At 47.6% G+C, this 24,753-nt stretch carries 16 protein-coding genes and 2 pseudogenes; 15 read left to right on the top strand and 3 right to left on the bottom strand.

The genetic code is table 11. From position 1 onward, the window contains the following. Positions 1-3: 3 nt before the first annotated feature. Positions 4-912: an ABC transporter permease gene (locus ACFQ0N_RS19910; protein ID WP_379329785.1), complete on the bottom strand. Its 909-nt coding sequence runs from the start codon at positions 910-912 to the stop codon at positions 4-6. A 347-nt stretch (positions 913-1,259) separates the two neighbouring features. Here ACFQ0N_RS19910 and ACFQ0N_RS19905 point away from each other — a divergent pair, with 347 nt between their 5' ends. The 5 genes from ACFQ0N_RS19905 (at position 1,260) to ACFQ0N_RS19885 (ending at position 11,903) form a co-directional block, all read left to right on the top strand. Then, positions 1,260-2,966, top strand: a complete 1,707-nt coding sequence (locus ACFQ0N_RS19905; protein ID WP_379329376.1) for an extracellular solute-binding protein — start codon at positions 1,260-1,262, stop codon at positions 2,964-2,966. Between the two features lie 79 nt (positions 2,967-3,045). Then, a complete protein-coding gene (locus ACFQ0N_RS19900; protein ID WP_379329374.1) occupies positions 3,046-4,806 on the top strand; it encodes a cache domain-containing sensor histidine kinase in 1,761 nt (586 codons plus the stop codon). Continuing rightward, positions 4,791-6,440 (top strand): response regulator, encoded by a 1,650-nt coding sequence (locus ACFQ0N_RS19895; RefSeq protein WP_379329372.1) that lies wholly within the window; start codon positions 4,791-4,793, stop codon positions 6,438-6,440. The genes ACFQ0N_RS19900 and ACFQ0N_RS19895 overlap by 16 nt, the downstream gene beginning before the upstream one ends. Positions 6,441-6,446: 6 nt before the next feature. Further along, positions 6,447-7,781, top strand: a complete 1,335-nt coding sequence (locus tag ACFQ0N_RS19890; protein ID WP_379329370.1) for a GH39 family glycosyl hydrolase — start codon at positions 6,447-6,449, stop codon at positions 7,779-7,781. A 21-nt stretch (positions 7,782-7,802) separates the two neighbouring features. Beyond that, positions 7,803-11,903 (top strand): CehA/McbA family metallohydrolase, encoded by a 4,101-nt coding sequence (locus ACFQ0N_RS19885; RefSeq protein WP_379329368.1) that lies wholly within the window; start codon positions 7,803-7,805, stop codon positions 11,901-11,903. Positions 11,904-11,964: 61 nt separating this feature from the next. On the opposite strand, the gene ACFQ0N_RS19880 is transcribed toward ACFQ0N_RS19885, so the two are convergent. Next, the gene (locus ACFQ0N_RS19880) at positions 11,965-13,002 is read right to left on the bottom strand and encodes a DUF2332 domain-containing protein (protein ID WP_379329366.1); all 1,038 of its coding nucleotides are present in this window, start codon (positions 13,000-13,002) and stop codon (positions 11,965-11,967) included. A gap of 218 nt (positions 13,003-13,220) precedes the next feature. On the opposite strand from ACFQ0N_RS19880, the gene ACFQ0N_RS19875 reads away from it, so the two are divergent. The 3 genes from ACFQ0N_RS19875 to ACFQ0N_RS19865 all read left to right on the top strand — a co-directional run bounded on the left by ACFQ0N_RS19875 (position 13,221) and on the right by ACFQ0N_RS19865 (position 15,054). Next, positions 13,221-13,694 (top strand): hypothetical protein, encoded by a 474-nt coding sequence (locus ACFQ0N_RS19875; protein WP_379329364.1) that lies wholly within the window; start codon positions 13,221-13,223, stop codon positions 13,692-13,694. A gap of 75 nt (positions 13,695-13,769) precedes the next feature. Beyond that, a complete protein-coding gene (locus tag ACFQ0N_RS19870; RefSeq protein ID WP_379329362.1) occupies positions 13,770-14,060 on the top strand; it encodes a hypothetical protein in 291 nt (96 codons plus the stop codon). 154 nt (positions 14,061-14,214) lie between these two features. Then, a complete protein-coding gene (locus tag ACFQ0N_RS19865; RefSeq protein WP_379329360.1) occupies positions 14,215-15,054 on the top strand; it encodes a hypothetical protein in 840 nt (279 codons plus the stop codon). Between the two features lie 106 nt (positions 15,055-15,160). Here the strand turns inward: ACFQ0N_RS19865 and ACFQ0N_RS19860 are convergent, their stop codons facing one another. Beyond that, positions 15,161-15,994 (bottom strand): hypothetical protein, encoded by an 834-nt coding sequence (locus ACFQ0N_RS19860; protein ID WP_379329358.1) that lies wholly within the window; start codon positions 15,992-15,994, stop codon positions 15,161-15,163. 236 nt (positions 15,995-16,230) lie between these two features. On the opposite strand from ACFQ0N_RS19860, the gene cas3 reads away from it, so the two are divergent. The 7 genes and pseudogenes from cas3 to ACFQ0N_RS19825 all read left to right on the top strand — a co-directional run bounded on the left by cas3 (position 16,231) and on the right by ACFQ0N_RS19825 (position 23,764). Further along, complete coding sequence (cas3, locus tag ACFQ0N_RS19855) at positions 16,231-18,654, top strand: CRISPR-associated helicase Cas3' (RefSeq protein WP_379329356.1); 2,424 nt, start codon at positions 16,231-16,233, stop codon at positions 18,652-18,654. Positions 18,655-18,889: 235 nt separating this feature from the next. After that, on the top strand, positions 18,890-19,183 hold the full coding sequence (locus ACFQ0N_RS19850; RefSeq protein WP_379329354.1) for a transposase: 294 nt from the start codon (positions 18,890-18,892) through the stop codon (positions 19,181-19,183). Between the two features lie 154 nt (positions 19,184-19,337). After that, positions 19,338-20,057, top strand: a complete 720-nt coding sequence (gene cas5c / locus ACFQ0N_RS19845) for a type I-C CRISPR-associated protein Cas5c (RefSeq protein ID WP_379329352.1) — start codon at positions 19,338-19,340, stop codon at positions 20,055-20,057. Then, positions 20,054-21,958: a type I-C CRISPR-associated protein Cas8c/Csd1 gene (gene cas8c / locus ACFQ0N_RS19840; RefSeq protein WP_379329350.1), complete on the top strand. Its 1,905-nt coding sequence runs from the start codon at positions 20,054-20,056 to the stop codon at positions 21,956-21,958. The genes cas5c and cas8c overlap by 4 nt, the downstream gene beginning before the upstream one ends. A gap of 25 nt (positions 21,959-21,983) precedes the next feature. Beyond that, positions 21,984-22,844: a type I-C CRISPR-associated protein Cas7/Csd2 gene (cas7c, locus tag ACFQ0N_RS19835; protein ID WP_379329348.1), complete on the top strand. Its 861-nt coding sequence runs from the start codon at positions 21,984-21,986 to the stop codon at positions 22,842-22,844. Next, positions 22,834-23,493, top strand: a pseudogene (gene cas4 / locus ACFQ0N_RS19830) (CRISPR-associated protein Cas4). Before cas7c ends, cas4 begins: the two are co-directional and overlap by 11 nt. A 90-nt stretch (positions 23,494-23,583) precedes the next feature. Beyond that, positions 23,584-23,764 (top strand): annotated as a pseudogene (locus ACFQ0N_RS19825) (CRISPR-associated endonuclease Cas2). The last annotated feature ends 989 nt before the right edge of the window (positions 23,765-24,753 follow it).

Here is a 24,753-nt window from a genome sequence, read left to right as displayed (position 1 = left end):
CTCCTAAAAAATGCGGTAATTCGCGTATTTGTAAGAGATGCGATAGGCTGCCACGACGAGCGCGAAGCTGATGACCGATTTGAATAGTCCGACAGCGGTGGCAAAGCTCATCTGTTGATTCAAAATCCCGACGCGATAGACGAACGTATCGATAACATCTCCTTTTTCATAAACAAGCGGATTGTACAGGTTGAAGATCTGATCGAAGCCGGCATTCAAAATATTGCTGAGTTCTAACGTGGTGCAGACGACAATGATCGGCACGAGCGCAGGCAGCGTTATATGCAGCGTCTGCTTCCAGCGATTGGCGCCGTCGACCTCGGCCGCTTCGTATAAGCTGGGGTTAACGCCGGCGAGCGCGGCCAAATAAATAATCGTGCCGAAGCCGAATTCTTTCCATATATGCGAAGCGACAGCAGTAAAGCGGAACCAATCGCCATCGCCGAGAAAGAAGACCGGATCAAAGCCAAGCCATGTAATGACTTGATTGACAAAGCCGCTCTCCGGCGACAAAATATCGATCAGGATTGCGCCAAGGATGACCCAGGATAAAAAATGCGGCAAGTAGACGAAGGTTTGCACCGTTCGTTTGAAGAAAGAAAGCCGTACCTCATTAAGCAGCAAGGCGAAGATAACAGGTACTATTATGATGAACATAATTTTGAAAAATGAAATGATGAAGGTGTTCCATATGACTTGCTTGCTGTCGCTCCGGGAAAACATGTCGTCGAAATGCATCCAGCCGACCCAGGGCGAGTCAAGTATGCCCAGCCAAGGCTTGAATTCCTTGAACGCGAGCACGATGCCAGCCATCGGCAAATATTGAAACAGCAATGTGACGAGAACAGCCGGCAGCAGCATGAGATGGAACGACCAGAGCGGTCTCCGTTTGGGACGTGTCTGCAATGTCATGGCAGCCGCCTCCTCCGTATTTGCTGCTATAGGTTGTGGTTGATTTGATTTCATGCGCGCACCTCCGCTAGGCTTGTCGAGATTATATGGATCATTCTAGCATGAGGAACTTCCGATCTATATGACGCATCATTAACACCGCATATGTTTTTCTTAGCCTGATGTAAAGGAAATGATAAGGAAGACTCCCCAGCTTAAAAAAAGTACATGGACAGTTAACAAACCATTATTTCAATTGTCTCAGGCTGCCGTTACTATTAGAATAGGTTCAGCTGATACTGTGCATATGCAAGCTCGGGAGAGTGCAGACTCTTACCTTCACTTCAGTCAGGGGGATTAGCAACGATATGTTAGCGAAAAAGGGACAACTGATGCTGCTGCTCGCAGCCTGTGTCTCCATCGCTGGCTGCTCCGGCAGCAATGGAGACGCAAGCGGCAACGGCAACAACAGCAAAAATGCGAATACCGGGGATCAAGGCAAAAAACAGGAAGAAGAGGCAGCACTGCCAATGATTAACGGCAAATATGATCCTCCTGTGACGATTACGACGGTCAAAAAAATTGCTACCCCTACAACGTTCAAAAATGGTGAAACCGCGGATGACAACGTGCATTACAAATGGGCAGAAGAAAAGCTTGGCATCAAAATTGAAAATCTGTGGTCTGTCGTAAATACAAGCGATGCCTACAATACGAAGCTGAAGCTGATGCTATCCTCTAATGAGAAGCTGCCCGATGTCGTCTTTGCAGCTGGAGAGGTGGCGCAAATGCTGATCGATTCCGGCAAGTTCCGCGAAGTCGGTCCGCTGTTTGACCAATATGCCAGCGAATCATGGAAGCAGGCGATGAATGAAGCGCCGACGGCCTGGTATGAGTTCACGCGCGACGGCAAGCGGTACGGCATTCCGAATCTGGATTATGATTACAACAATGATCCGGTACTATGGGTGCGCAAGGATTGGATGGAGAAGCTCGGTCTTCCCGAACCGGTCACGATCGATGATTATGAGAAAATGCTGGATGCTTTCAAAAACAACGATCCCGACGGCAACGGCAAAGCCGACACTTACGGGACGGCCGTCGGACTAAAAGATTCCTATGGCAATATGTTCTCCTTAAGCTGGGTGTTCGGCGCTTATGGCAGCCTGCCGGAGATGTGGCTTGAGCAAGCGGACGGCAAACTCGGCTACGGTTCCGTCCAGCCGCAAATCAAGGAAGGGCTGGCGAAGCTGAAGGATTGGGTACAAAAAGGCTATATTCCGATGGAAGCCGGCATCTGGGATCAAGGCAAAGCCGGTTCCTTCATGTCCGCAGGCAAGGCGGGCAGCTTCACCGGTCCTTTCTGGTCGGAAGCATGGCCGATGGGCGATATGAATGTGAACAATCCGCAAGCCGAACTGACGACGTTCAAGCTGCCGACAGGTCCAGACGGGAAGACGATGCATTACGGATCGCATCCTTATACGGGCGCGCTGCTGATTAATAAAGATATGGAGCATCCGGAAATTTTCTTTACGTATGCCAATTATCTGTTCGATCATGTAGTAAACCCGGAAGCGGGCAGCGAATACGAGCATGGCTGGGCGGAAGGCTATGACTGGGCGAAGGTTGACGGGGAAGTGACGTATGACCTGAACAAGGTGCCGGGCGGAGGCGTCCGAGTGTTTTTCTACAGTCTGCTGGACGGCGGTCCGCGCATTCCTTCACTTAATGTCAGCGCGCTTGTTAAGGTGGCCGCGAACGGCAAAGCTGAGACGCCTTATGAGAAAATTTGGTCGGGCTTCGTGCCGCCAATCGAGCTGGAGTCGGCTACCGACGTCTGGAATCAGCGGGATACGCGGTTCAAAAATGCCTATACAGGCGGCAGCACGGAGACGATGAAGCTAAAGTGGGATTACTTGCGGAAGCTGGAGCTGAAAACTTTTAGCGATATTATTTTTGGCGACAAGCCGGTCGATTCGTTCGACGACTTTGTCACAGAATGGAAGTCGCAGGGCGGGGATCGCATTACGGAAGAAGTAAATGAATGGTATACATCGGTAGCCGGAAAGTAGCATGTTAACAAATAATGATCGCCTCCCTTAGCCTGTCTATGATATGGTGAAACTAAAAACAGGGAGCGCGGACATGCGTATGGAGAGACGAGTCACTATTTTCACAAAAATCGTCGTTATTATTCTCGGGCTGCTCATTCCGGTTATGATCTTGTTCTACTTTTACAATGAAAATTCCGTACAAGTCATCAAGCAGGAAGTGACGACGTTAAACGAGAACAAGCTGACTTTTTTCTATAAGCAGCTGAATGAGAAGGTCAATCAAATCGCGTTAAATTCGATTACGCTGTCCAACAGCCCGGTAATCGAGGAGCTGGAATATCAGCAAATTTCCGGAAAGCTGCGCGAAAAGCAGGAGTGGGAGAAGCTTGTTCTTGACGATATGAACCAGCGTTCGGGCGTTACCGGCTGGAATACGAGCATTACGCTGTACTCGCGCGTCATCCAGGAGGTAATATCGACCTCGCCCCGGGTAATCGACTATGACGATGAGGCGCTGCTGGCTGAAATTAAAGAAGGCTGGCAGTACCGCCAGGGCGGGAGAGCGGAATATGCAGAGCCGCATTTTGTCTGGTTTACCGTTTCGCCTTCGCTTGCCTACGACCAGCCGGAGAAGGCGGAGATGGTCGTCAAAACGAGCTTTTCCATCGGTTATTTGCAGGATTTGCTTGACCAGTACAAGACGGATGGACAAGGCGAGCCCCTGCTGTATAATGCGCAGCATGGCTTGATCGGCAACCGCTCCCTGGACGCAGACAAGGCTGTGCTTATTAACGAGTATTTTCGGGAGGCGGCGCTAAACGATTCATCGCGGATGAGCTTTTCGGTCGAACTCGCCGACCGGCAATACTTGGCCAGCTATATTCGCTTGCAAACGCTGGACTGGTACGTTGTCGATTTTATACCGATGGAGGAAATTTTGGCGCCGATGCTTACCTCGCGCCAATGGTTCTACGTCACGACTTCCCTATTACTAGTGCTTGGCATCGCCGCCGCTTATGTGCTTTATCGCAATGTGCAGGTGCCGGTTCGGGCTCTGGTGCGGCATGTGCAGCGGATGCGGCTCGGCGATTATTCCAGCCGGATTGCGATGAATGGCGGCAGCGAGTTTTCCTTCCTGTTTCAGCGGTTCAACGATATGACAGAACAGGTGCAGTCTTTGCTTGAAAAAGTGTACGAGGAACGCTTGCGCTCCAAAGAAGCGGTGCTAAAGCAGCTGCAATCGCAAATCAACCCGCATTTTTTGTATAATTGTCTATTCTACATAAAAAATATGGCGCGGTTGGGCGATGAAGAGACCGTCGTGGCCATGGCGCTTAATCTGGGCGAATATTTCCGATATACGATCCGTCTTGGGGAGCAGACAGCCAAGCTGCAGGAAGAGATGGACGTTATCCACAACTATTTGCAAATTCAAAATATGCGGATGAAGCGCATTACGTATGAGACGATGATTCCGGAGGAGATGAACCGGCTCATTATTCCGCGCCTATTGCTGCAGCCGATCGTCGAAAATGCGGTTATCCACGGCATTGAGCCGAAGGAAGGCGCCGGCATAATTGCGATCAAGGGGATCGTGCTGGAGCGGGAATACCGGATCGTCATTGAGGATGACGGTGTAGGGCTGGATGAAGCCGCCATGCGGGAGCTGAATGAATCGCTTGATTACCGCGAGGAGCAGGTGCGGCGATCGATGGGGCTATGGAATGTGAATCAGCGTCTGAAGCTGACGTACGGCAAGCATTCCGGTCTCTTTCTGTACCGGGTGCCGGGCGGCGGCGTGCGGGCAGAGCTTATCATTGCGCGGCAAGAGGGGGAAGAACTTTGTTTCAGCTATTGATCGTTGATGACGAGCCGTCTGTTGTGGATGCCATCGCGCATACGATGCCGTGGGAGCAGCTGCGAATCGATGAGGTGTACTGTGCCTACAGCGCCAGAGAAGCACTCAAAATTGCCGATCAGCATCATATCGATATTGTCATTACAGATATTCGCATGCCGGGCATGAGCGGGATTGAACTGATCGAACAGATTCGCAAAAAATCGGGCGATATTGAATATATTATGCTCACCGGGTATGCGGAATTCGATTATGCGAAGCAGGCTTTGTCGCTGCAGGTGGCGGAATACTTGCTCAAGCCGGTCAGCGACGAGAAGTTGATCGCCGCGATTACGCAAATTTCCGACAAGCTGCAGCACAAATGGGAGACGATCAGCTCACATCAAAATACGCTTAACATCGTACGCCATCATTTGCCGACGATCAAAAGCGAGTTGCTGCGCAATACACTTGAAGGCCGGGTCGGCATGGACGATCTGGGCAGCAAGCTGGAGATGCTCGAGCTGCCGTATGCTGCCGACGACGAGGTATGGCCGATCCTGATTCGGCTGGAGGGCGCCTTCAATCATTACAATCAGCATGATTTGCTGCTGATGGAATATACGGTGACGAATATTGCTGAAGAAATTTTCGGGCCTTATTTCCACTGCTGGACATGCAAGGACGCCCACCATTATATCGTACTGGTCATTAAGCAGAAGTCAGAAGCGGCTGCAGGGACGCGAATTTGGGACAAGGAATTCGTCTCCCGGCTCGCCTCGCGCCTCTATCAAAATACGTACTATTTTATTAATGGCAGCGTATCGGTTGTCGTCGGGAATCGCGGCCGCATCGAGACCGAATTGAGCGAGCAATACCGGGCGGCGGTCACGACGATGCGCCGGCGCATCGGCAACGATATCGGGCTGGTCATGAATGTCCAGCAGGATGAGCCTGGCCAGGAAGAGATCGCACCTATTCACCATTTGCATGATCCGCCATCGTTTATCCATCTGTTCGAAGCGGGGATGTGGCGGGAGGCGGAGGATAAGCTGCTGCGTTTTTTCGAAGAATTAAGCGACAAGCAGGCCCATTCGCCTGAATGGCTCGCCGAGCTGTACCATACGCTGGCGGCAGCCTGCTATCACTTTGCCCATGCCAGCGGCACGTCGCTGCGGCAATTGCTCCGCGGCTTCGATGCGAGCGGTGAGCTGCCGTCGCTTACCCGCTTAATGTCCATCCCGGCGATGAAGGATTGGGCGCTGGCGCTATGCCGTTATTTTTCCAGCGAAAATCAGGAAGAAATGACCAGCGACCGCCGGATGACAATCAAGCGCGTGCAGGAATATATTCACGTTCATCTTGATAAGGACGTGACGCTGGCGACACTGGCTGATCATGTCCACCTGCATCCGGTTTATCTGTCGAAAATTTTCAAGCTGGAGACCGGAGAAGGGCTGAAGGAATATTTGCACAAAGTGCGCATGGACAGAGCGATCTATTTGCTTAAAAACAGCGAGCTGAAAATATTCGAGATCACGTCACAGGTAGGCTATTTGAATACCGCCTATTTTATTAAGATTTTTAAAAAGCAGTTCGGGATGACCCCGCAGGAATATCGCGACGAGCATAAGATATCATCTTCTGGAGGTTGAGGTTCAATGTCAGATATCATCATTCGCTGCAATGAGCGGACAGGAGCAGTGAAAAAAATACATGGCGTCAACAATGGGCCGGTCTGTTACGGCGCTTTGGTCGACGTAACCAAATATTATAAAAAGGTGGACATCCCGCTTGTGCGCCTGCACGATCCGAATTGGCCGCATCCGCGCGAGGTCGATATTCATACGGTATTTCCCGATTTCTCCAAGGATCCGGCCGATCCGGCGAGCTACGATTTTTCCACAACGGACGAATACATCCGGACAGTCGTCAATACCGGAGCGGAGATTGTCTACCGGTTGGGCGAAAGCATCGAGCATACGGCGAAAAAATATTTTGTCCACCCCCCGGAAAATGATGAAAAATGGGCGCAAATCTGCATCGGCATTATTCGCCATTATAATGAAGGCTGGGCGGACGGCTTCCATTACGGCATTCGTTACTGGGAAATATGGAATGAGCCGGATAATCCGCCGGCGATGTGGTCAAGTACACCGGAGCGGTATTATCAGCTGTACGAAACGGCCTCCCTTTCGATTAAAAGCTATAACCCGGAGCTGAAAGTCGGCGGGCCTGCAGTAGCCGGTTCTTATCAGACGGCATTTATGGCCGGATTTTTAAAGTATGCACAGGAGCGCCGGCTTCCGCTGGACTTTTTCTCGTGGCATACGTATACCTCCGATCCGAAGATGATCGCCCGCAATGCCGCCCATGTCAGGGAGCAGCTTGATTTGCACGGCTATGAGCAGGCGGAGAGCCACTTTAATGAATGGAACTATTTTGAGCCGAACTTCCGCGTCATCTGGCAGGAGCACAGCGAGTTTATTCGCCGCCGCACCTTCGAACGCGCCAAAGGACCGGTAGGCGCCTCGTTCGTCGCTGCCGTCCTGTCTATTTTGCAGCAGGCGCCGGTCGATGCAGCCAACTATTACGACGGCCAGCCGACCGCAGTATTTTGCGGCTTGTTTGACTATTATGGCGCACCGCGCACCGCATACCGGTCATTCGAAGCTTTCTATGAGCTGACCAAACTGCCGCAATTGTTGGCAGTCGAGATTGCCGAGACAGCGGCTGAAATTTATTGCTGCGCCACGACGGATGAAGCCGGCCACTTGGCGATTATGATCAGCAATTATGAAGGGAAAACCCGCAGTTACAGCTTGGAGTTGACGGGACTGGCTTCAGAGCAGCTGGCAGGACTTCGTATGCAGCGCTTTGTAATCGATGAGGATCATGAGCTGGATTTGGCAGAAGAGCGGCAGCTGGGGTCAGAGCAGCTGGATTTGTGGCTGCCGCAGCATTCGGTCACATTGATCAAACTGAATTTCAACTGAAATCCGAAAGGAGGAGCATTCATGTTGAAGAAGTGGCTTGTTCGCGGAATAGCGAGTATTTCTGCAGCGTCTTTGCTTGTTACTGGTGCTCTCGGGGCGGGAGCTGCAGACGGAGCTGCGGCGGCATCGCCGGAATTGACCGGCTTGCCTGCGGCTGCAGGGCAAACAATTGCCGGGGTATCGCGGGCAGATCCGGGTTTCACCTATGGACCTGCTGCGCGGGATTGGGTAGAAACGGCGGATTACTATTACATCGAGAATGAACACGTAAAATTTACGGTTGGAACGGTCCGTTTGTGTACGAAGAACCCTACAGACTACAGTCCGGATGCTTCCGGAAATGACAGATGGGGGTCATTGACGAAGGGAAGTATGATGGATGCGGCTCCAAAGCCCAGCATGCGGGACAATCTTGATTATACTGAATTTGTGCTTCGCGAGCAGCTGCACCGGACGTGGTGGTACCCGACTGAAAAGCTGGAAATGGGCGACATCAATATCGCCGGCGATACAATTACCGCCAGCGGCGGCTGGGACAAGGATGCCAGCATTAAATCATCAGTCGTCTACTCCATCGTAGAGAATACGCCGCTCATCAAGATGGAGCTGACGCTCACGAACGAGAGTGGCAAGGATTTCAGCGGTTACTTCGGCTATTTTATCGATTCGGATGAGGCAGGCGAGCAGCATAGTTATGTACCTGGATGGGGCTGGCGCACGGCGCAGGCGAATCAATGGATTACGACAGGCTGGAATAAAAACTATATTTTCAATGGCGTGAAGGATAAGTTTACAGGGAATCCGGCTCATGCCGTCATTTGGCCGGAAGGTAACCAGCCGGCAGCACTGGTGCCGGAAGGCTATATTCAAGGCGTATGGTTTGATGCGGCTATGGCAGCAGGTGACAGTAAGACATTAGTTTTCTATCATTTGCCGCATATTGCGGGACCGGCGGCAGCGCCGTATCAAATGGCGGAATTTTGGGCGGATGTTGTAAAGAAGGGCATTGATCCTGCCGAGATCGTGCATATTTCGGGTACTGTAACCGATGAAACGGGCCAACCGTCTTCTGGCGTCGAGTTGATTGTTACCGAGTCTGACAACAACGCATACACAGCGACCACTACAGACGCTAAAGGCTTTTACAGCTTATATGTACAGCGAAGTAAAGCCGCCGCTCTGAGTGCCGACAATGGAGCCCACCGTCAGGAACGGGAATTATCGGGACTGATTGCCGGCTCTGCTGCGACGGTTGATTTTCAATTATCAGCGCCTGTTCCGAGAGAGATCACCGGCGGTGTGACCAAGGATGATCCCGGCTTTACTTATGAAGGAACGTCACGAGATTGGTGGCCAGCCAACGATTATTACTATTTGGATAGCCCGGAAATTAAATTTACGGTCGGAACGGTGCGAACAGCAAGCAAGGACCCTGTAGATTGGAGCAATGATGCCTCTGGCAACAACAAATGGGGCTCGCTGACGCCAGGACATATGATGGATGCCGTTCCAAAATTGACGATGCAGGAAAATCTAGACTACACCGAATTTGTTCTTAGTGATGATCTTGGCGAAACCCCGCAGGATGAAGCAAACGGTAAATATATGGAGTGGTCGTGGTTCCATCCGTTGACCAAGCTGCAGATGCCGGATATTCATTTGGCGCAAAATACGATCATTGCCAACGGCGATTGGGATAACAATGCGAAGATGAAAGCGTCTGTCCGCTACTCGATTGTGGAAGGGACGCCGTTAATCAAGATGGAGATCACCTTGAATAATCAGACAGGTACTGATTTCGACGGAGATTTCGGCTATATCATTGACCCAGATCAGCCAGGCGAGCAGCAGAGCTATTTACCGGGATGGGATTGGGTGTACAGTCAGGAAAAGCGCATCATTAAAAGCGGCTGGACAGACAATTATCTGTTTAATGGAATTAATAACGCCTTTTCCGGGAAGACCGCACATGCGATCATCTGGCCGGAAGAGCAGCAGCCGTCCAGAATTATGCATGAAGGCATATTCATGGGAACATGGTTTAAGGCTGACATTCCGAATGGCCAGCAAAAACAATTTACGATATACCACCTGCCGCATATTGCGGGCCCGGCTGACAAACCGTACGCTGCAGCGGAATTCTGGGCAAAGTTTATCCGCGATCAGGAGGATGCAGCCAATTATGGCAGCATCTCCGGCAAGGTTACAGACGAGGCTGGCAACCCGCTTGCCTTTACCGATGTGCTTTGCAAGGATACGGAAGGAAATCTGTGCGGTAAGACGGTAACCAATAGCGAGGGCAATTATCAGATGTTTGTCCGGAACGGCCATTATGAAATTGCTCCAGACCATAAAGCTTACTCTGTGGAGAGCTTGCAGGTTGAAGTAGGTGCTGTCAAGCGAGTACAGGCCAGCTTTGTCCTGAAAAAGTATGCTGAGCTTGACGTACACGTACCAGCAGGCTTGAAGGCAGGCGTCCCTTTTGATATGACGGTTAAGGTGCGCAATGTGACGGATGAGCCGTTGGAGCAGCTGAAGGTTGCTGTGGAGGTGCCTTACTTTGTACAGCTGCTGGAAGAAGGCCAGCTGGACATTCCACAGCTTGCCGCCAAGGGAGAGGTTGAATTCAAGATTAAGGCGATCCCGCTGGAAGGCGGACGGTCATTCGTGAAGGGGGATGTCCGGTCGGGCTTGTTTCAAGTGACGAAAAAAAGCAGCTTTGATGTTCAGGGCGCAGGCTATTATGCAGGCGACAATCACTCGCATACGAAACATAGCGACGGCGTTCATTCCGTGGCGGAAAACTCCGATAGCGTCTATAACAAAAGATTGCTGTCATGGGTATGGAACATGGATCATAATACCGTCTCCCAGAAGCAGGATGCGGATGCGGTGACGCAAAGCTACTCAGAGCATTTCCTTAGCTTGACAGGTACAGAGATTACGACGTCAGCCGGGCATGCGCTTGCTTACGGGCTCGGCACCGTTCCAAGATATGATGTGAATAATCCGGCAACCGAATATACCTGGCAGGATAGCATTAACGAAGTGGCAGGCCAGAACGGTCTTTTCTATATCGCGCATCCGTTCATCCCGACTTTTGCCTTCCAGACGCCGTATGTATGGCGCAATTTTACAGGGGTGGAAGTATGGAACGGCTCCTATCATGCATTGGATAACGGAATTAATGAACGGGCCTTCAAGTTTTGGGATGAAATAAACATCCGTGGGGACAAAAAGTATTACGGCATCACCAACTCTGACGGCCATACGAAGGATAAAGTAGGCGACCCGTATATTAAGGGACGGCTGGACAGCTTAACGGAAGCAAATGTACTGCAGCTGCTGCGTACAGGCGAATACTATGGAACCAATGGTCCTGAGCTGCGCTTTAGCATTGGCGGAATTGGCATGGGCGGGACTGTGAAGCTGAAGAATGCGGAAACTGTGCCCTTTACCATTCAGGCCTATGATCCTAATTCCAACCTGACACATATCCGTGTGCTCAAATATTCAGTTACCGGAAATATGGATGACTACAAAAACCAAGAAATTGTATTCGAACAGGACCTGACTGGGCAAGCGGCCCATTCGTTCGTTACTGAGCTTGAGCTGCCTGTGGCAGACAAGGAATTTTACCGGCTGGAGGTACGCAGCGAGCGGGCAAGCGAGAATAGCTCTGGCATCGGTCCGCTTGCAGGTACCGGCTTTGCTTACTCCAATCCGATATGGATTGAGGAAGCTGCAGCATCCAATTTGTCTGTGATCTCCAATATGAAATATAAAGGAAAATCGTTAACGCCGTTGAAGACATTTGGCGTAACGACACTGGAAATTGCGGATAGCGTGTTCGACCCGAAGAAGCTGAAAGCAAAAGTAAGCAGTGGAAGCAATGGAGCTATTGTGAGTGGCGTCAAATACACGCCGTTTGCAGATGAGAATCAACAGGGAAATCCGGCCTCCAGGCATGCAGCAGGCTTGGTGGAACTTACGGTAATGGCAAAGGATCAGTCGGAGCACACCTATCGTTACCTGATCCGGTTAACAGGCGCAAAAGGCCAAGCTGGCGGTGATGGAGATCAAGATGACCATTTTGACGATCAAGGCAGCGGCGACAATTGAATGAACGCAAAAAAGCTAACTCCAGATTTGGGGTTGGCTTTTTTGCATGATCCGCATCTCTTTACATCTTCCACCGAAACCATCGTCCGTGCCCGTCAGTCTCCGCCAGCGTTTCTTGGTACTCCTTGCCGTCAAGACAGTAATCAAGATGAAGCTGTCCCCAATCCCACATATTGTTGTACAAATGAAAGATGTCCCGCTGCTTGCCGATGCTTTGAATGTGTGCTGTCAGCTCATGCTTTGCTGCAAGCGGAAATTGATTGGCGACATGGGTGTGAAAAACACAAAGTACACAATCCTCTGCGATTTGCGAGGAAAGCTTAGGAAGCAGTTGAATGCCGTCGCCCTCAATCAAAGTCAAGTTTTGCTGCTTCAAACATTGAGCCGCTTGTTCGAAGACTGCGATCCGTTCTGTATGCTCAGGCCAAATTAATGCCTTCAACCACAGCAAGTCTTCGGAATTGTGCATGTCATTAACATGTAGATCTACTCCGATTTTGGTGGTTACCTGGGGGCTTTCCCGAAGCAGAAAAGGGCGGTGTTCTCCCTTTATCTCTGTTCGTATGTGCACCTTCGAGGCTGCTCTTCCATACCCATCTCCATGCTCATAGTTATTTCCGTGGTCATCAGCATCGTAGAAATAACAATATTGATCCCAAAGAAGCTGAAGGCCTGCGCTCGTTCCAATTTCGATCAATGCCAGAGGGCGTTTTGCCCGCTCATGAATGTAACAAAATGCGGGATACAAATACGCGCATCGCCTCACTTCATTGGTCTGTACAAGCTTCTGCTGCAATAGTGGGAGGATATCGTCCCTATGCTGCTGGCAAAAATCGCGAAAATAAGGAAATGCTTCCGCAGCCTCTCTAGGACGGGGCGTAACGCTTCTATAAAATGTCTTCAATTCATGCTCGTACCCTTGAAGCAGCAAGTAGTGAACGGCTCCAAACAAGAGATTCGGGACAGGCTGCCCTTTTTGGGTGAAGGAAGCCAAGCTGAGCAGCTCATGATCGCCAGCGATGTTTTCTGACAGATGTTCATAAAGCGGGCTTGATCCTTTGCATTCCCTGGCTGCAAATGCCGCAAAACGATTTCCCATGCTTGCTCCACTCCTTCTTCGCTCATTCCCTAATTAATGGTATTGTATCATGCTGTTTCTCTGATCCCTACATCATTATTTTTGTCGAAGGTATAAAAAAGTCTGATAGGGGACGTCCGCAGCGGGCGTCCTTTTTTGTAGAATTTAGTAGAAAAGAAGGGGAGAGAGGAAAAATGTTGAAGTAACCTCATAGAATATAAAATGAAGGGGTTAGTAGTATGAAAAAAACATTATCTATTCTGCTGATGGCGGCAATCATCATGACTGTTGCAGTACCGCTCGGAGCGGCGAAACCGTCGGCAATGAGCTTGCTGCAAGCATGCAAAATTACAGTGGACAAACAAGTTCTGTTCATAAAGGAAGACGACAAGGCAAGAACGGCGACGATCAAGCTGGCTTGCGATGCAAAAAAAGTGAAATATGATGATATTAAAATCAGTGAAATTGGCAGCCAAGTGACTGCCGCACAAGATGGACGTGTCATTACAGTAACAGCGAAGGCAGGTGGAGCGGATTTCGTCCTGCTCGAGCACAATGAGTATATCGGAGTCAAAGTGAGATTCCGCGTGTTTTCAACCTTTGATAAAGAAACTGTTGAGCAGCGGGTAAAGCCGGAGCTATCGAACAAGGAGAAAGCCCTGATTGCTGAGTTTGATTCGTATATGGTCAGGCTTATAAAAATTCTCGAGTAATCAATTGAGGTTTACGATGCCTTCGATGAACGGCTGCTCACAACTACATCTGTCAATAAGACTATCTATACCATTTTGGATAAGGAAGTCATTCCAAAACTAAATCAAGTCAATTATCAACTGAAATTGTTGAAGCCTAAAACAGCGGAATTACAGGCTGTTCATAAAAATGTATTGCAATTTTCTGATCTTGAGCTTGATGGCTTCACCTTACAGAAGAAGTCTTACGCAGGAGGGAAATCCAACCGTAAGTTATACAATCAAGGCAAAACCAAGCTTGACAAGGCTGAGTCGTATTTCCAAAAAGCAATAGAACAATTACAAGGAATAAAAACGAAAGTATTTTCCTTAATCGAAGAGATCTAGTTCGATCAGACTAATTTTAAAGAAAACTTTAGGAAAAAAAGAAGGGGTTAGAGGAAATATGTAGAAATATGAGAGAACAGGTCGTATTTTGCCCTGTACGACTGGCGGCCAATATTTCATGGCCAAATGATCATGACAGAAGGAGACAGACAGAATGAAAAAGGTAGTATCATTTCTGCTGACGGCAGCAATTATGCTGGTTGTCGCAGTACCATTTGCCGCGGCGAAGCCGTCGGCGATGAGCTTGCTGCAAGCGTGCAAAATTACAGTGGATAAGCAAGTGCTGTTCATTAAGGAAGACGATGAGGCCAGAACAGCTACAATCAAATTGGCTTGCGATCCGAATAAAGTAGATTACAGCGATATTTCGTACAGCCTAGTCGGCGGCCAGGTGGACGCAGATGCGGAAGGCCGTGAAATTAAAGTAACCGCTGTTAAAGGCGGAGCTGGTTTTGTTAAAATCGAACATGACGAATACATTGCGGTGAAGATAAGATTCCGCGTATTCTCTACATTTGACAAAGAAACGCCAGAACAACGGGTAAAGCCTGAGCTGTCAAATAAACAGAAGGCACTAATTGCCGACTACAAATCATATATGATTCAAGTTTCCAACGCTTCCGAGCATGAAAGCCGCGCGCTTGATGCGTACAACAACAACCGGTACGTGGATAGCAGCAATAAAAGCGCAGTATACGCGGTATTCAACAAACAAGTTGTTCCGAACTACTCTAAATTCCTGTACAGCTTGAAGCTGATCAAGCCCAAAACAGCAGAATTGACCGCCATTCATAAAAACGTATTGCAGCATGCTCAGCTGCGTTTTGACGGTTTTTCGATGATGAAGCAATCAATGGCCGGTGCAAAATTAAATTCGAAAATGTATGATCAAGGATATGCCAAAGTGAATCAGGGAACCACTTATTCTGACAAAGCAGTTGATCAGCTCGATAAATTGTCTGATAAACTGTTATCGTTAGAAGAAGAGCTTTAACAATTTTTAGGGCAAAGAGAAGCCCCTTATCCTCCCTGCTCCATTGGGGAAGATAAGGGGCAGATTTTGTTGTGAACGGGTGCGCGATTCGTGTGAACTTGTCGCTTTACAATTTTCTTCCTATATATCCAATGGAGGGCAGCAAAAAGGCGATGAAGGTCAGCCATCCATTGTCCGTCAACCAATAGGCGCCCAGCGCTAGTGCAGCAGACAAGATTGCCAAAACCCAAATCAAGATTTTTTGCCGCTTTTTCGATCGTGAAGATCGTCGGCGGGGTCCGAGCCCCTTATCCTCTTTTTTTGCCTTCTCCGTTACCTTTGATATTGGCGGTTTGGGGGGGGACGCCGGAAAGTCTTTCGCCCCGCTGTCATTTACTTGCGTGCCGCCCCGCGGCAGATGCTCGCCGCCCAAGATGTAGCTGTCCATTTGCTGCTGTTGCGAAGCAAACCATGAATTGCCCGGGTCGTGCCAAAGCTGCAGGCATGATTCGATGGCCTCCAAATATTCAAGCGGTTCCTCGTAAAAGCTGAAAAACTGTGACAGCTCCAATAAAATAACTGGCGACTCGTAGCTGTCGGTATGCGTAAGCAGCGTCTCATGCCAAGCCGACATATAAGATGCCAGCATCGGAAAATGTTCAATTATCGGCGGCACACACCGCTGCATTTGCGCTGAGCCCTCTTTCCATGAAATGCTCCAATCCAGAGCCTTATAAAAAGCAGCTGCCTCCGGCAATTCCTCCGCATTGTCCTGATCTATTTTCGATTTATACGCTTCCCAGGATGTTAGCAGCCGACTGCGGTATTGTTGATATTGTTCCTCGCTCATTAAAGAAAACCATAACGGTGCAATAAAATTATTAGTCTCAAATGCGACATCATCATAAGAGGATTGAACAGATCCCGCATTTTGTACACTTAAGTATGTCCGGTTACCCACTACTGCTGTTCCCTCCCTCACTATACTATCATACGGAATTATGAGGGATGGTCAAGGGACTAATTGGCGGCATTACGAAGGAGAAAGCGATATATAGCGCTGAAATGGCGTTTATAAACCAAAAGAACTACTACTATAAACCTAAAAAGTCTAAACATTTGTAAAGTTATGGTGTAATATGGAATTGTGCAAATGTTCCAATATTTGCTGTTCTGATTAGCATCGGAGGTGTTTTAATGAGCTGCATCGCTCACGTGCGTGAAAACGATGGCAAGCACCAACTGGTAGAAGAGCATTTACGCGGTGTACAGACGTTGGCTGAAGCGTATGGGGATAAAATTGGCGTCAAACATATTGCGGGCCTTGCGGGCGTACTGCATGACATGGGCAAGTCAACCAAACAATTTCAAACGTACTTGTTTGAAGCTATCAATAATCCCAGTGAAGCCCCAAAGAGAGGAAGCGTCGATCATTCGACGGCCGGCGGAAAGCTGCTCTACGAAATGTTTCACACTGGAGCGCCATCCAGATTAAATTGGCTGTTGGCCGAGGTGGTAGGCAATGCAATTATTTCGCATCATTCGTATCTGCACGATTTTTTGAATCCGGATCTGGAATCCAGATATTTGGACCGTGTACGAGACAAGGAGATCCAAGAATTCAACCAAGCAAAACGTTATTTTTTTGACAACGTTATGAATATGGCGGAGTTTGAAGCTTATGTCTCTAAGGCGTGCACGGAATTGGAGGCTTATTTGGCTAAGCCTTTCTCAGGGACTTATGAGAACAGATTGATGTTTCTTACGAAGTATGTTTTTAGCGCGTTAATTGATGCAGACCGCACCGACACGAGACGATTTGAAGAAAATGTACCCGATGAGCCGGCTGTTGATGAGCAGATGTTGTTTATGGATTATTATGACAAGCTGATGGTCAAGCTCAATACTCTCGCAACAAGTAAGAAGGCTGCTGAGGAGATTAATCGGTTAAGGCAGGAACTGTCGGAGAAATGCGAACAATTCGCCCAGTGGCCGTCAGGCATTTATACGTTATCGATTCCTACAGGAGGCGGCAAAACGATGGCGAGCTTGCGGTATGCGCTGCGGCATGCCCGGCTCTATAAGAAGCAGCGCATTATTTATGTCGTTCCATATACAACGATTATTGAACAAAATGCGGACGAAGTACGCCGTATATTGAAAGATGAACGACATATATTGGAGCACCATGCTAATGTTATTTTCGATGTAGACGACGATGATGAGCGGCAGGACGGTTTCATCAGTACAGCTCACAAACTGAAGCTGGCGAGAGATAACTGGGACTCTCCGATTATTTTCACGACCATGGTGCAGTTTTTAAATATTTTTTACGCCAAGGGGAACAGAAATATTCGCAGACTGCATAATTTAAGCGAAGCGATCATTATTTTTGATGAAGTACAGAAAGTGCCTGTACATTGTGTTTCTTTATTCAATTACGCCCTTAATTTCTTGACGGTATATGGCAACTGTAGTCTTGTTTTATGTACAGCGACACAGCCAGCCTTGAATTTTGTAGAGCAGCCGCTAGCGATCGGAAAAAACGCCGAGATGATAGACAATTTGGAGCATGTGGCAGAAAGCTTCAAAAGAGTAGAGATTATCGATCGTGCAAGTAATGAAACATTCGACCATGAGCGGTTGGCTCAATTGATCAGTGAGAAAATAGACGAAGTGCAAAGCGTCCTTGTCATATTGAATACGAAAGCAGTTGTCAAACAGCTCTATTTGTTGCTCCGTGATAGCGAAATTCCGGTCTACCATTTGAGTACGGCCATGTGTGCGGCTCATCGCAATCATATATTGGAACAAGTGAGCGGCCATCTTGACAGGGAAGAAAAAGTGATTTGCATCAGTACGCAATTGATTGAAGCCGGGGTGGACATCAGCTTTGCATGCGTCGTCCGTTCATTGGCTGGACTGGATTCGATTGCCCAGGCGGCAGGTAGATGCAACCGTCACGGAAAAAGGGACACAGGGTATGTCTATGTGATCGATCACGGAGGGGAGAATCTTGATCATCTGCCAAAAATTAAAGCAGGGAAGCAGATTGCAAGACAAATTTTCATTGATTTGAAACGAAATTCGGGCAGCTATAGGGGCAGTATACTGTCTGCTCGGGCCATGACCCGATATTTTGAAGAGTTTTATACCAGATTCAGATCTAGTCTTAATTACTTTATTAACACACTTGGCAAGGATATGACGGAATTGCTGGCCGGTGAGAGGAAAGAGAATACTTACGATCAAGCCTATACAGTAGAAAAACGGGAAAGCTTGCCGCTTTTTATCAGGAACAGCTATCGGACGGCAGCTGAACATTTTCGGGTTATTGCAGATGAGAACACTGCCGTAATCGCGCCATATGGTGACGTGGGGAAAAAAATTATCGCCAGCTTGAACGGGGATAAGACGATTGAGGATTTGTCAGCATTGCTGCGCAGAGCTCAGAAATATACAGTGAACATATTCCCCTTCGAACGGGAGCGCCTGATTGAAAACGATGGACTGTGCGCTTACCAAGAAAGGAAAATATTAGCTTTGAAGGAAAGCGCCTATAACGAGGAGTTTGGACTTGATCCTGAGAATGACAGCGAGTTCGAGTTTCGGATGTTTTAAGAAACCTATCTTATACGAGATAGGTTTCTAGAATTAAATACTATATCTTTCAATCCACGCTTTATCAGCGACGCATTTATTCTATCATAGTTTAAAGTTGATATAAACATTTCATATAATATTTTATTCTATTGAAATTCAAATATGAATATTGTATGATTCAATTATCAGAAAAATCAAAATTATAAGATGTGAAATGTATCAGAAAGGGAGGAAAGAGGAGGCTTTATCAAGTATGGCGATTATTAGAAATAGGGATGCCTCTAAATTAAAAACAAAGCTTATATTGGAAATGATAGAGGAGAATGAATCTATTTCCTATCTTGCATCCCGACACGGTATTAATGACATCATTCTTGATCAATGGAAGAAGAAGATATTTCAAAACCTTTTGCAGTTGATTGATGTTGATTCCAAAATTAACATGAAAATGAAAAATGATTATGAAAAGAAAATTAGTGTGCTTTATGCTGAAATCGGGAAATTGACTACTCAAATATCGTTACTCAAAAAGAAAGTTAACCACTAATTTTTGGAGGAATAACAGACAGGGGATCAGTTTTGATTCGAGACGTGAACTGGTCTCTTCTGTGATAAAAACATCATGTGATGAAGTTATTGTAATAAGCAATTAGAATTTTAAGGTTTCTCCAAATCATTGAAATAATTTTGGAGGTGAGGTAATGAGAAATGGGATAGAGTTCATAGTTTACGGGGACTATGCGTTATTTACTGATCCTTTAACCAAACTAGGCGGCGAGAAGCTATCCTACCAGGTGCCTACTTATCAAGCTTTGAAAGGGGTTGCAGAGTCCATATATTGGAAACCTACCTTGCTTATGATTGTTGATGAGGTGCGGGTCATGAATCCGATTCGCATGGAGTCCAAAGGCATCCGGCCACTCGATTATGGCGGGGGCAATACACTTGCGAACTATACATATTTGAAGTCTCCTTGCTATCAAGTGAGAGCGCATTTCGAGTTTAATATGAACCGTCCTGATATGGCCTATGACCGTAACGAGAACAAGCATCATAACATTTTGAAACGTTCACTCCAGGCAGGAGGCCGCAGAGATATTTTTCTTGGAGCGAGAGAATGTCAGGCTTATGTCGAACCTTGTGTATTCGGGGAAGGGGAGAGCTTCTACAGCAATTATGGCGATATTCATCTCGGCACGATGGTTCATGGGATCAATTACCCGGATGAGACAGGACGGGATCAGTTCGAGGTGCGGCTTTGGAATCCGGTTATGAAAGATGGAGTTATTAAGTTTATCCGACCTGAGCAATGTACCGAGGTTCGGGAAATAGCTGATATGAAGCCGAAATGGTTTAACGAATCGAATGTTGAATCGGCTGATGAACTGCTCGCGCAACTGGAAGTGGAGGGGAATCCATGAGCTGGCTGCTGAATTTGTATGCAACCTATGAATCCAATCTTGATCGTGTGGGAGAAATCGTTAAAAATCATCACAATCAGGAGTATACGCTGCTGCCTGTCTCCCATACGACACAAAATGCTCATATCGAAGTGACGATTACAGAGGACGGTCAGTTTCATTCTGCTGAAGTATTGAGTAAGAGCGATACGAGCACGTTAATTCCTTGTACGGAGGACTCGGCGAGCCGCGCGGGCTCCAAGATTGCTCCTTATCCGCTTCATGACAAATTGAGTTACGTTGCCGGAGATTTCGTGAAATTCGGAGGCAAGGTGAAGAAGGAGGAGCCTTTTGCGGCATATATTAAACAATTGGAAAGCTGGAGCAGCTCTCCTTATGCAGTGCCCAAGGTGAACAGTATTTATCGTTATTTAAGTAAAGGACGACTGATAGAAGATCTGGTTAATGAGCAAGTGCTGGCTCTTGATGGAGCCGGCAAGCTGATCGAGAAATGGGACGACAACAAGAAGTACAATGAACTGCACAGCGGCAAACCGGCCATTTTCTCCGTCGTTGCAGGCGAACAGGAAAGCGCGTTCGTTCGGTTCAATGTTCGTTCAGAGCATGATTTGACCAAAGTATGGCATGATCCGCAAATGTACGACTCTTTTATTCGCTTCTATAGTGAGCAGTTGGGCGCTCAGGAAGTATGCTATGTCACCGGCAAGCTGCTGCCAAGTACGGACAAGCACGCCAATAAAATACGGCATGCAGCGGATAAGGCCAAGCTTATATCTGCGAATGATACGAGCGGGTTCACCTTCCGCGGTCGGTTCAAAACTGCCGGCGAAACAGCAAGTATCAGCTATGAAGTGTCCCAAAAAGCGCATAATGCGTTGAAATGGCTCATTAATCGCCAAGGGAAAATGATTGACCAGCGTGTATTCCTAATCTGGTCAAACGAAGAGCTTAATACCCCTGATGCTAACGAGGATTTGTATGCGATTGCTCCGGAGGCAGCGATCGTTAAGGAGCGAAAGTCGTTCACCAATCAGGAACTGGCTGGAGAAGTAGCCAAGGCGTTGGACGGGTACAAAAACCGGCTGTCCATAGCCGAGGATCCCTCACTTGTTCATATTTTAATTTTGGATTCGGCCACAACCGGGCGAATGGCGGTTCTGTATTATCGAAGTATGAATAAAGAGCTTTATTTTGCAAGACTTGTGAAATGGCATTCGACCTGTACATGGTTGCATCGTTACCGGAAGAATGATGATGGTGAGTTTATACAGTTTTACGGAGCGCCCGCCACGAAAGATATTGCTTTCGCCGCATATGGACCAAGGGCTGGAGACAAGGTTGTCAAAGGCTTGATGGAGCGTATGCTATCATGCATCATTGATGATGCTGAACAAAAAATACCGCTCGATATTGTGATGAGCGCCTATCATCGGGCATCGAATCCGGTGTCGATGGACAAATGGGAATGGGAAAAGACGTTAAGCATTACTTGCGCCTTAATTAACAAGCGGGAGGGATACGCAGTGGCATTAGATAATGATAATAACAATCGGGACTACTTGTTTGGCCGCTTGCTCGCTGTTGCGGATGTATTGGAAAGACGCGCGCTCTCGGATGAGACGCGGGCAAGCAATGCGATTCGCTATATGAATTCATTTGCCAAGCATCCGGCCAGAACATGGCAAATCATTCAAGCCAGTTTACAGCCCTATCAGGCCAAGCTGGGAACAAAAGGGACTTATTATTCCAAAATTATTGATGAAATTGGCGCCCGCATGCCGATTGATCAGTTTACCAACAAACCGTTGTCCGGTCTATATTTGCTCGGCTTTTACAGTCAACGGCATGAACTCTATCAGAAGAAAGAAGTTCTGGACGTGAAATCGGAAGAAGTTAATTAATTTATCAAACAGGGAGAGATGAGAAATGACAGTTTTGGATCATAAAATCGACTTTGCTGTAGTGCTGTCTGTCACGAAAGCTAATCCCAATGGAGACCCGTTGAATGGCAATCGTCCACGGCAAAACTATGATGGGTATGGGGAGATTTCCGATGTCGCGCTGAAACGGAAAATTCGCAACCGGCTGCAAGATATGGGTGAGCCCATTTTTGTCCAGTCCAACGATCGAAAGACGGATTCTTACAGCAGCTTGAGAGAACGCGCAGATGCAAATGCTGAGCTGGAAAAGATTTTGAAATCCAAAACCGGCTCAAGTGACGAGTTTGCAGCTATTGCTTGCCAGGAATGGATCGATGTGCGCAGCTTTGGCCAGGTTTTTGCTTTCAAGGCTGACAAGGGTGCTGGCGTTTCGGTCGGTGTAAGAGGCCCAGTATCGATCCATCCGGCAATAAGTCTTGATCCGATAGATATTACGAGCATGCAAATTACTAAAAGCGTCAATTCGGAGCCGGGCAAAGAAAGAGGATCGGATACGATGGGAATGAAGCATCGTGTTGATGGCGGCGTTTACATTTTTTATGGCAGCATTAATACACAATTGGCAGAGAAGACCGGGTTTACGAATCAAGATGCTGAAAAGGTGAAACAGGCTTTAGTATCGCTATTCGAAAATGACGCATCGTCCGCGAGACCAGAAGGCAGCATGGAGGTTCATGCCGTATACTGGTGGGAGCATCAATCAAAGCTTGGCCAATATTCTTCAGCCAAAGTTCATCGGTCGCTTACGGTCAAGCGGCTTGTTGAAGAACCTTCGGAATATACAGATTATGAATTTACATTGCAACCGCTGGAAGGGCTTAACGTTGAGGTCATCGATGGAAGATAGGGAAGAAGATCACTATCTCATGCTATCCGGCATACAGCATTTCCAGTTTTGCAAACGGCAATAGGCAATGATTCATATTGAGCAGCAATGGCAGGAAAATGTCAAAACGATTGAGGGTCAGCACTTGCACCGCAAGGCTGACCAGCCGTTTTTACGCGAGAAACGCGGAGATAAGTTAATCGTCCGGGCAATGCCTGTAAAATCGGAAGCGTTGCAAATGACCGGCATTTGCGATGTCGTTGAATTTACACAAGATGAGTGCGGTATTGAAATAAATCATGCAGATGGAAAATACCGAGCTAGTCCTGTAGAGTACAAGCGCGGCAAGCCGAAAAAAGGCGACGAGGATGTCGTGCAACTGGCTGCTCAGGCCATTTGTCTGGAGGAAACGTTGCTATGCGATATTGATGCCGGTTACTTGTATTACGAAGAAATCAAGCGCAGAGTCGAGGTGCCGTTAACCGCTGAGCTCAAACATCAGGTGCGGACGATTGCGGCCGAAATGCAGGATTATTATCGCAGGCGTCATACGCCAAAAGTCAAGACAGGCCCGCATTGCCAAAGCTGCTCTTTGCAGCATGTTTGCATGTCTGAGTTGTTGAGTAAACGAAGTGTGAAAAGCTATATCGAAGGGAAAATCAAGGAATGAAAGGCTGCTCAACACATTATATATCACACAGCCCGATGTGTACCTCTCACTTGACGGCTTGGCAGAAAAAAACAGGAGAAAGTAAATTCTGTGTTTGAATGTGTTGTGGACGCTACCGAGTTTACAATGTTAAAATTGAAATTAATAGATATCGTAGATCAAGAGCAGGATAGTCTACGTTTCTATCAATTGGGAAACAACTATAAAAGGCAAAGTCGAACATGTCGGAGTCAAGGAGTCTTTAGATATAGAAGGACCGTTAATTTTATAGGTGCGAATGTGAAGTGAACATGATTTTCCCGGGACATTCGCACCGAAAAATCTATCAAATTTTTCTAAAAACGTTCTAGTGTATTCTTGAAAAGTCAAAAAATGTGTGATTATGTGCAAAAAGGAAATCATTTGGGATCATTTTTGCGCAAATCCGCCGTCGTATCCTACGCGGATGCGTGGATTGAAATTTGGGGACTTGTACCTCATGTGCAATCGATGCGTCGCATCCTACGCAGATGCGTGGATTGAAATTTACAGCAAGTCGTTGAAAACTCCGATTCCATCGTCGGATCGTGCACGGATGCGTGGATTGAAATAGGGTTGAGCAGGATGTCCTGAATTTCTTTCGCGTCGCATTCTTCTACAAATACTTAGATTGAAATAAAAGCTGGCTCAATCTCTAAATCAGTGACTGACGGTTACTAACAGAGCCTGTACAGATGAACTCTGGTAACCTTCTCAAGGTAAAATCAAGATTTTTGAACCGCTAACAAATGTCTATAATGTCAGTAACGTTATTTTCCTGAAATCCGCCTTATTTTATCCTTTTTTCATGACATTGCCATGGCTGAGTTTCTTAATTGCTTGACACCCATCCGTTTTGGATTAATCATCCTACAGAGGCTGTCAATTTAATGTAGACAACGATTTTCGATCACGCTGACTTGTTAATGGAGATGGATAATGAGTAGCCAACCAAAAGGCATGCGGACCTACGATCCGCTATTTGCCCGAAAAAAGGTGATTGGAAGCTTTGGCGGACAGCGAATCCGTTAGTTATGGATTTTGCCGGATTTTCGGGGTGATTTGAGGCTAATAACGGAACTGGGGTCCGCCGCTCTGCTGTCTTGGCATGTTTGTGAATATTTCGATGAAATAGAGCCGTCATTCCGGTTGTGTGTGAGCCAGTGCTCCGGGAAAAATGAGCCACCTCTCCGGGGGAGGGAGCCACCCGTACAGCGGTAGCTCCCGAGCGTTTAATTGATA

The organism is Paenibacillus sp. GCM10027626, assembly GCF_042676285.1.
Taxonomy (GTDB): Bacteria; Bacillota; Bacilli; order Paenibacillales; family Paenibacillaceae; genus Paenibacillus_Z.
The sequence above is the reverse complement of the archived record's forward strand: the minus strand, read 5'-3'. Positions and strand labels throughout refer to the sequence as shown.

Bases quoted from the DNA above. Each gene is read 5' to 3' on its own strand.
- ACFQ0N_RS19850 (WP_379329354.1), top strand. From the start codon at position 18,890: ATGGCGATTATTAGAAATAGGGATGCCTCTAAATTAAAAACAAAGCTT.
- cas8c (WP_379329350.1), top strand. From the start codon at position 20,054: ATGAGCTGGCTGCTGAATTTGTATGCAACCTATGAATCCAATCTTGAT.
- ACFQ0N_RS19910 (WP_379329785.1), bottom strand. From the start codon at position 912: ATGACATTGCAGACACGTCCCAAACGGAGACCGCTCTGGTCGTTCCAT.
- cas3 (WP_379329356.1), top strand. From the start codon at position 16,231: ATGAGCTGCATCGCTCACGTGCGTGAAAACGATGGCAAGCACCAACTG.
- ACFQ0N_RS19880 (WP_379329366.1), bottom strand. From the start codon at position 13,002: ATGGGAAATCGTTTTGCGGCATTTGCAGCCAGGGAATGCAAAGGATCA.
- ACFQ0N_RS19905 (WP_379329376.1), top strand. From the start codon at position 1,260: ATGTTAGCGAAAAAGGGACAACTGATGCTGCTGCTCGCAGCCTGTGTC.
- ACFQ0N_RS19885 (WP_379329368.1), top strand. From the start codon at position 7,803: ATGTTGAAGAAGTGGCTTGTTCGCGGAATAGCGAGTATTTCTGCAGCG.
- ACFQ0N_RS19900 (WP_379329374.1), top strand. From the start codon at position 3,046: ATGGAGAGACGAGTCACTATTTTCACAAAAATCGTCGTTATTATTCTC.
- cas5c (WP_379329352.1), top strand. From the start codon at position 19,338: ATGAGAAATGGGATAGAGTTCATAGTTTACGGGGACTATGCGTTATTT.
- cas7c (WP_379329348.1), top strand. From the start codon at position 21,984: ATGACAGTTTTGGATCATAAAATCGACTTTGCTGTAGTGCTGTCTGTC.
- ACFQ0N_RS19875 (WP_379329364.1), top strand. From the start codon at position 13,221: ATGAAAAAAACATTATCTATTCTGCTGATGGCGGCAATCATCATGACT.
- ACFQ0N_RS19890 (WP_379329370.1), top strand. From the start codon at position 6,447: ATGTCAGATATCATCATTCGCTGCAATGAGCGGACAGGAGCAGTGAAA.
- ACFQ0N_RS19865 (WP_379329360.1), top strand. From the start codon at position 14,215: ATGAAAAAGGTAGTATCATTTCTGCTGACGGCAGCAATTATGCTGGTT.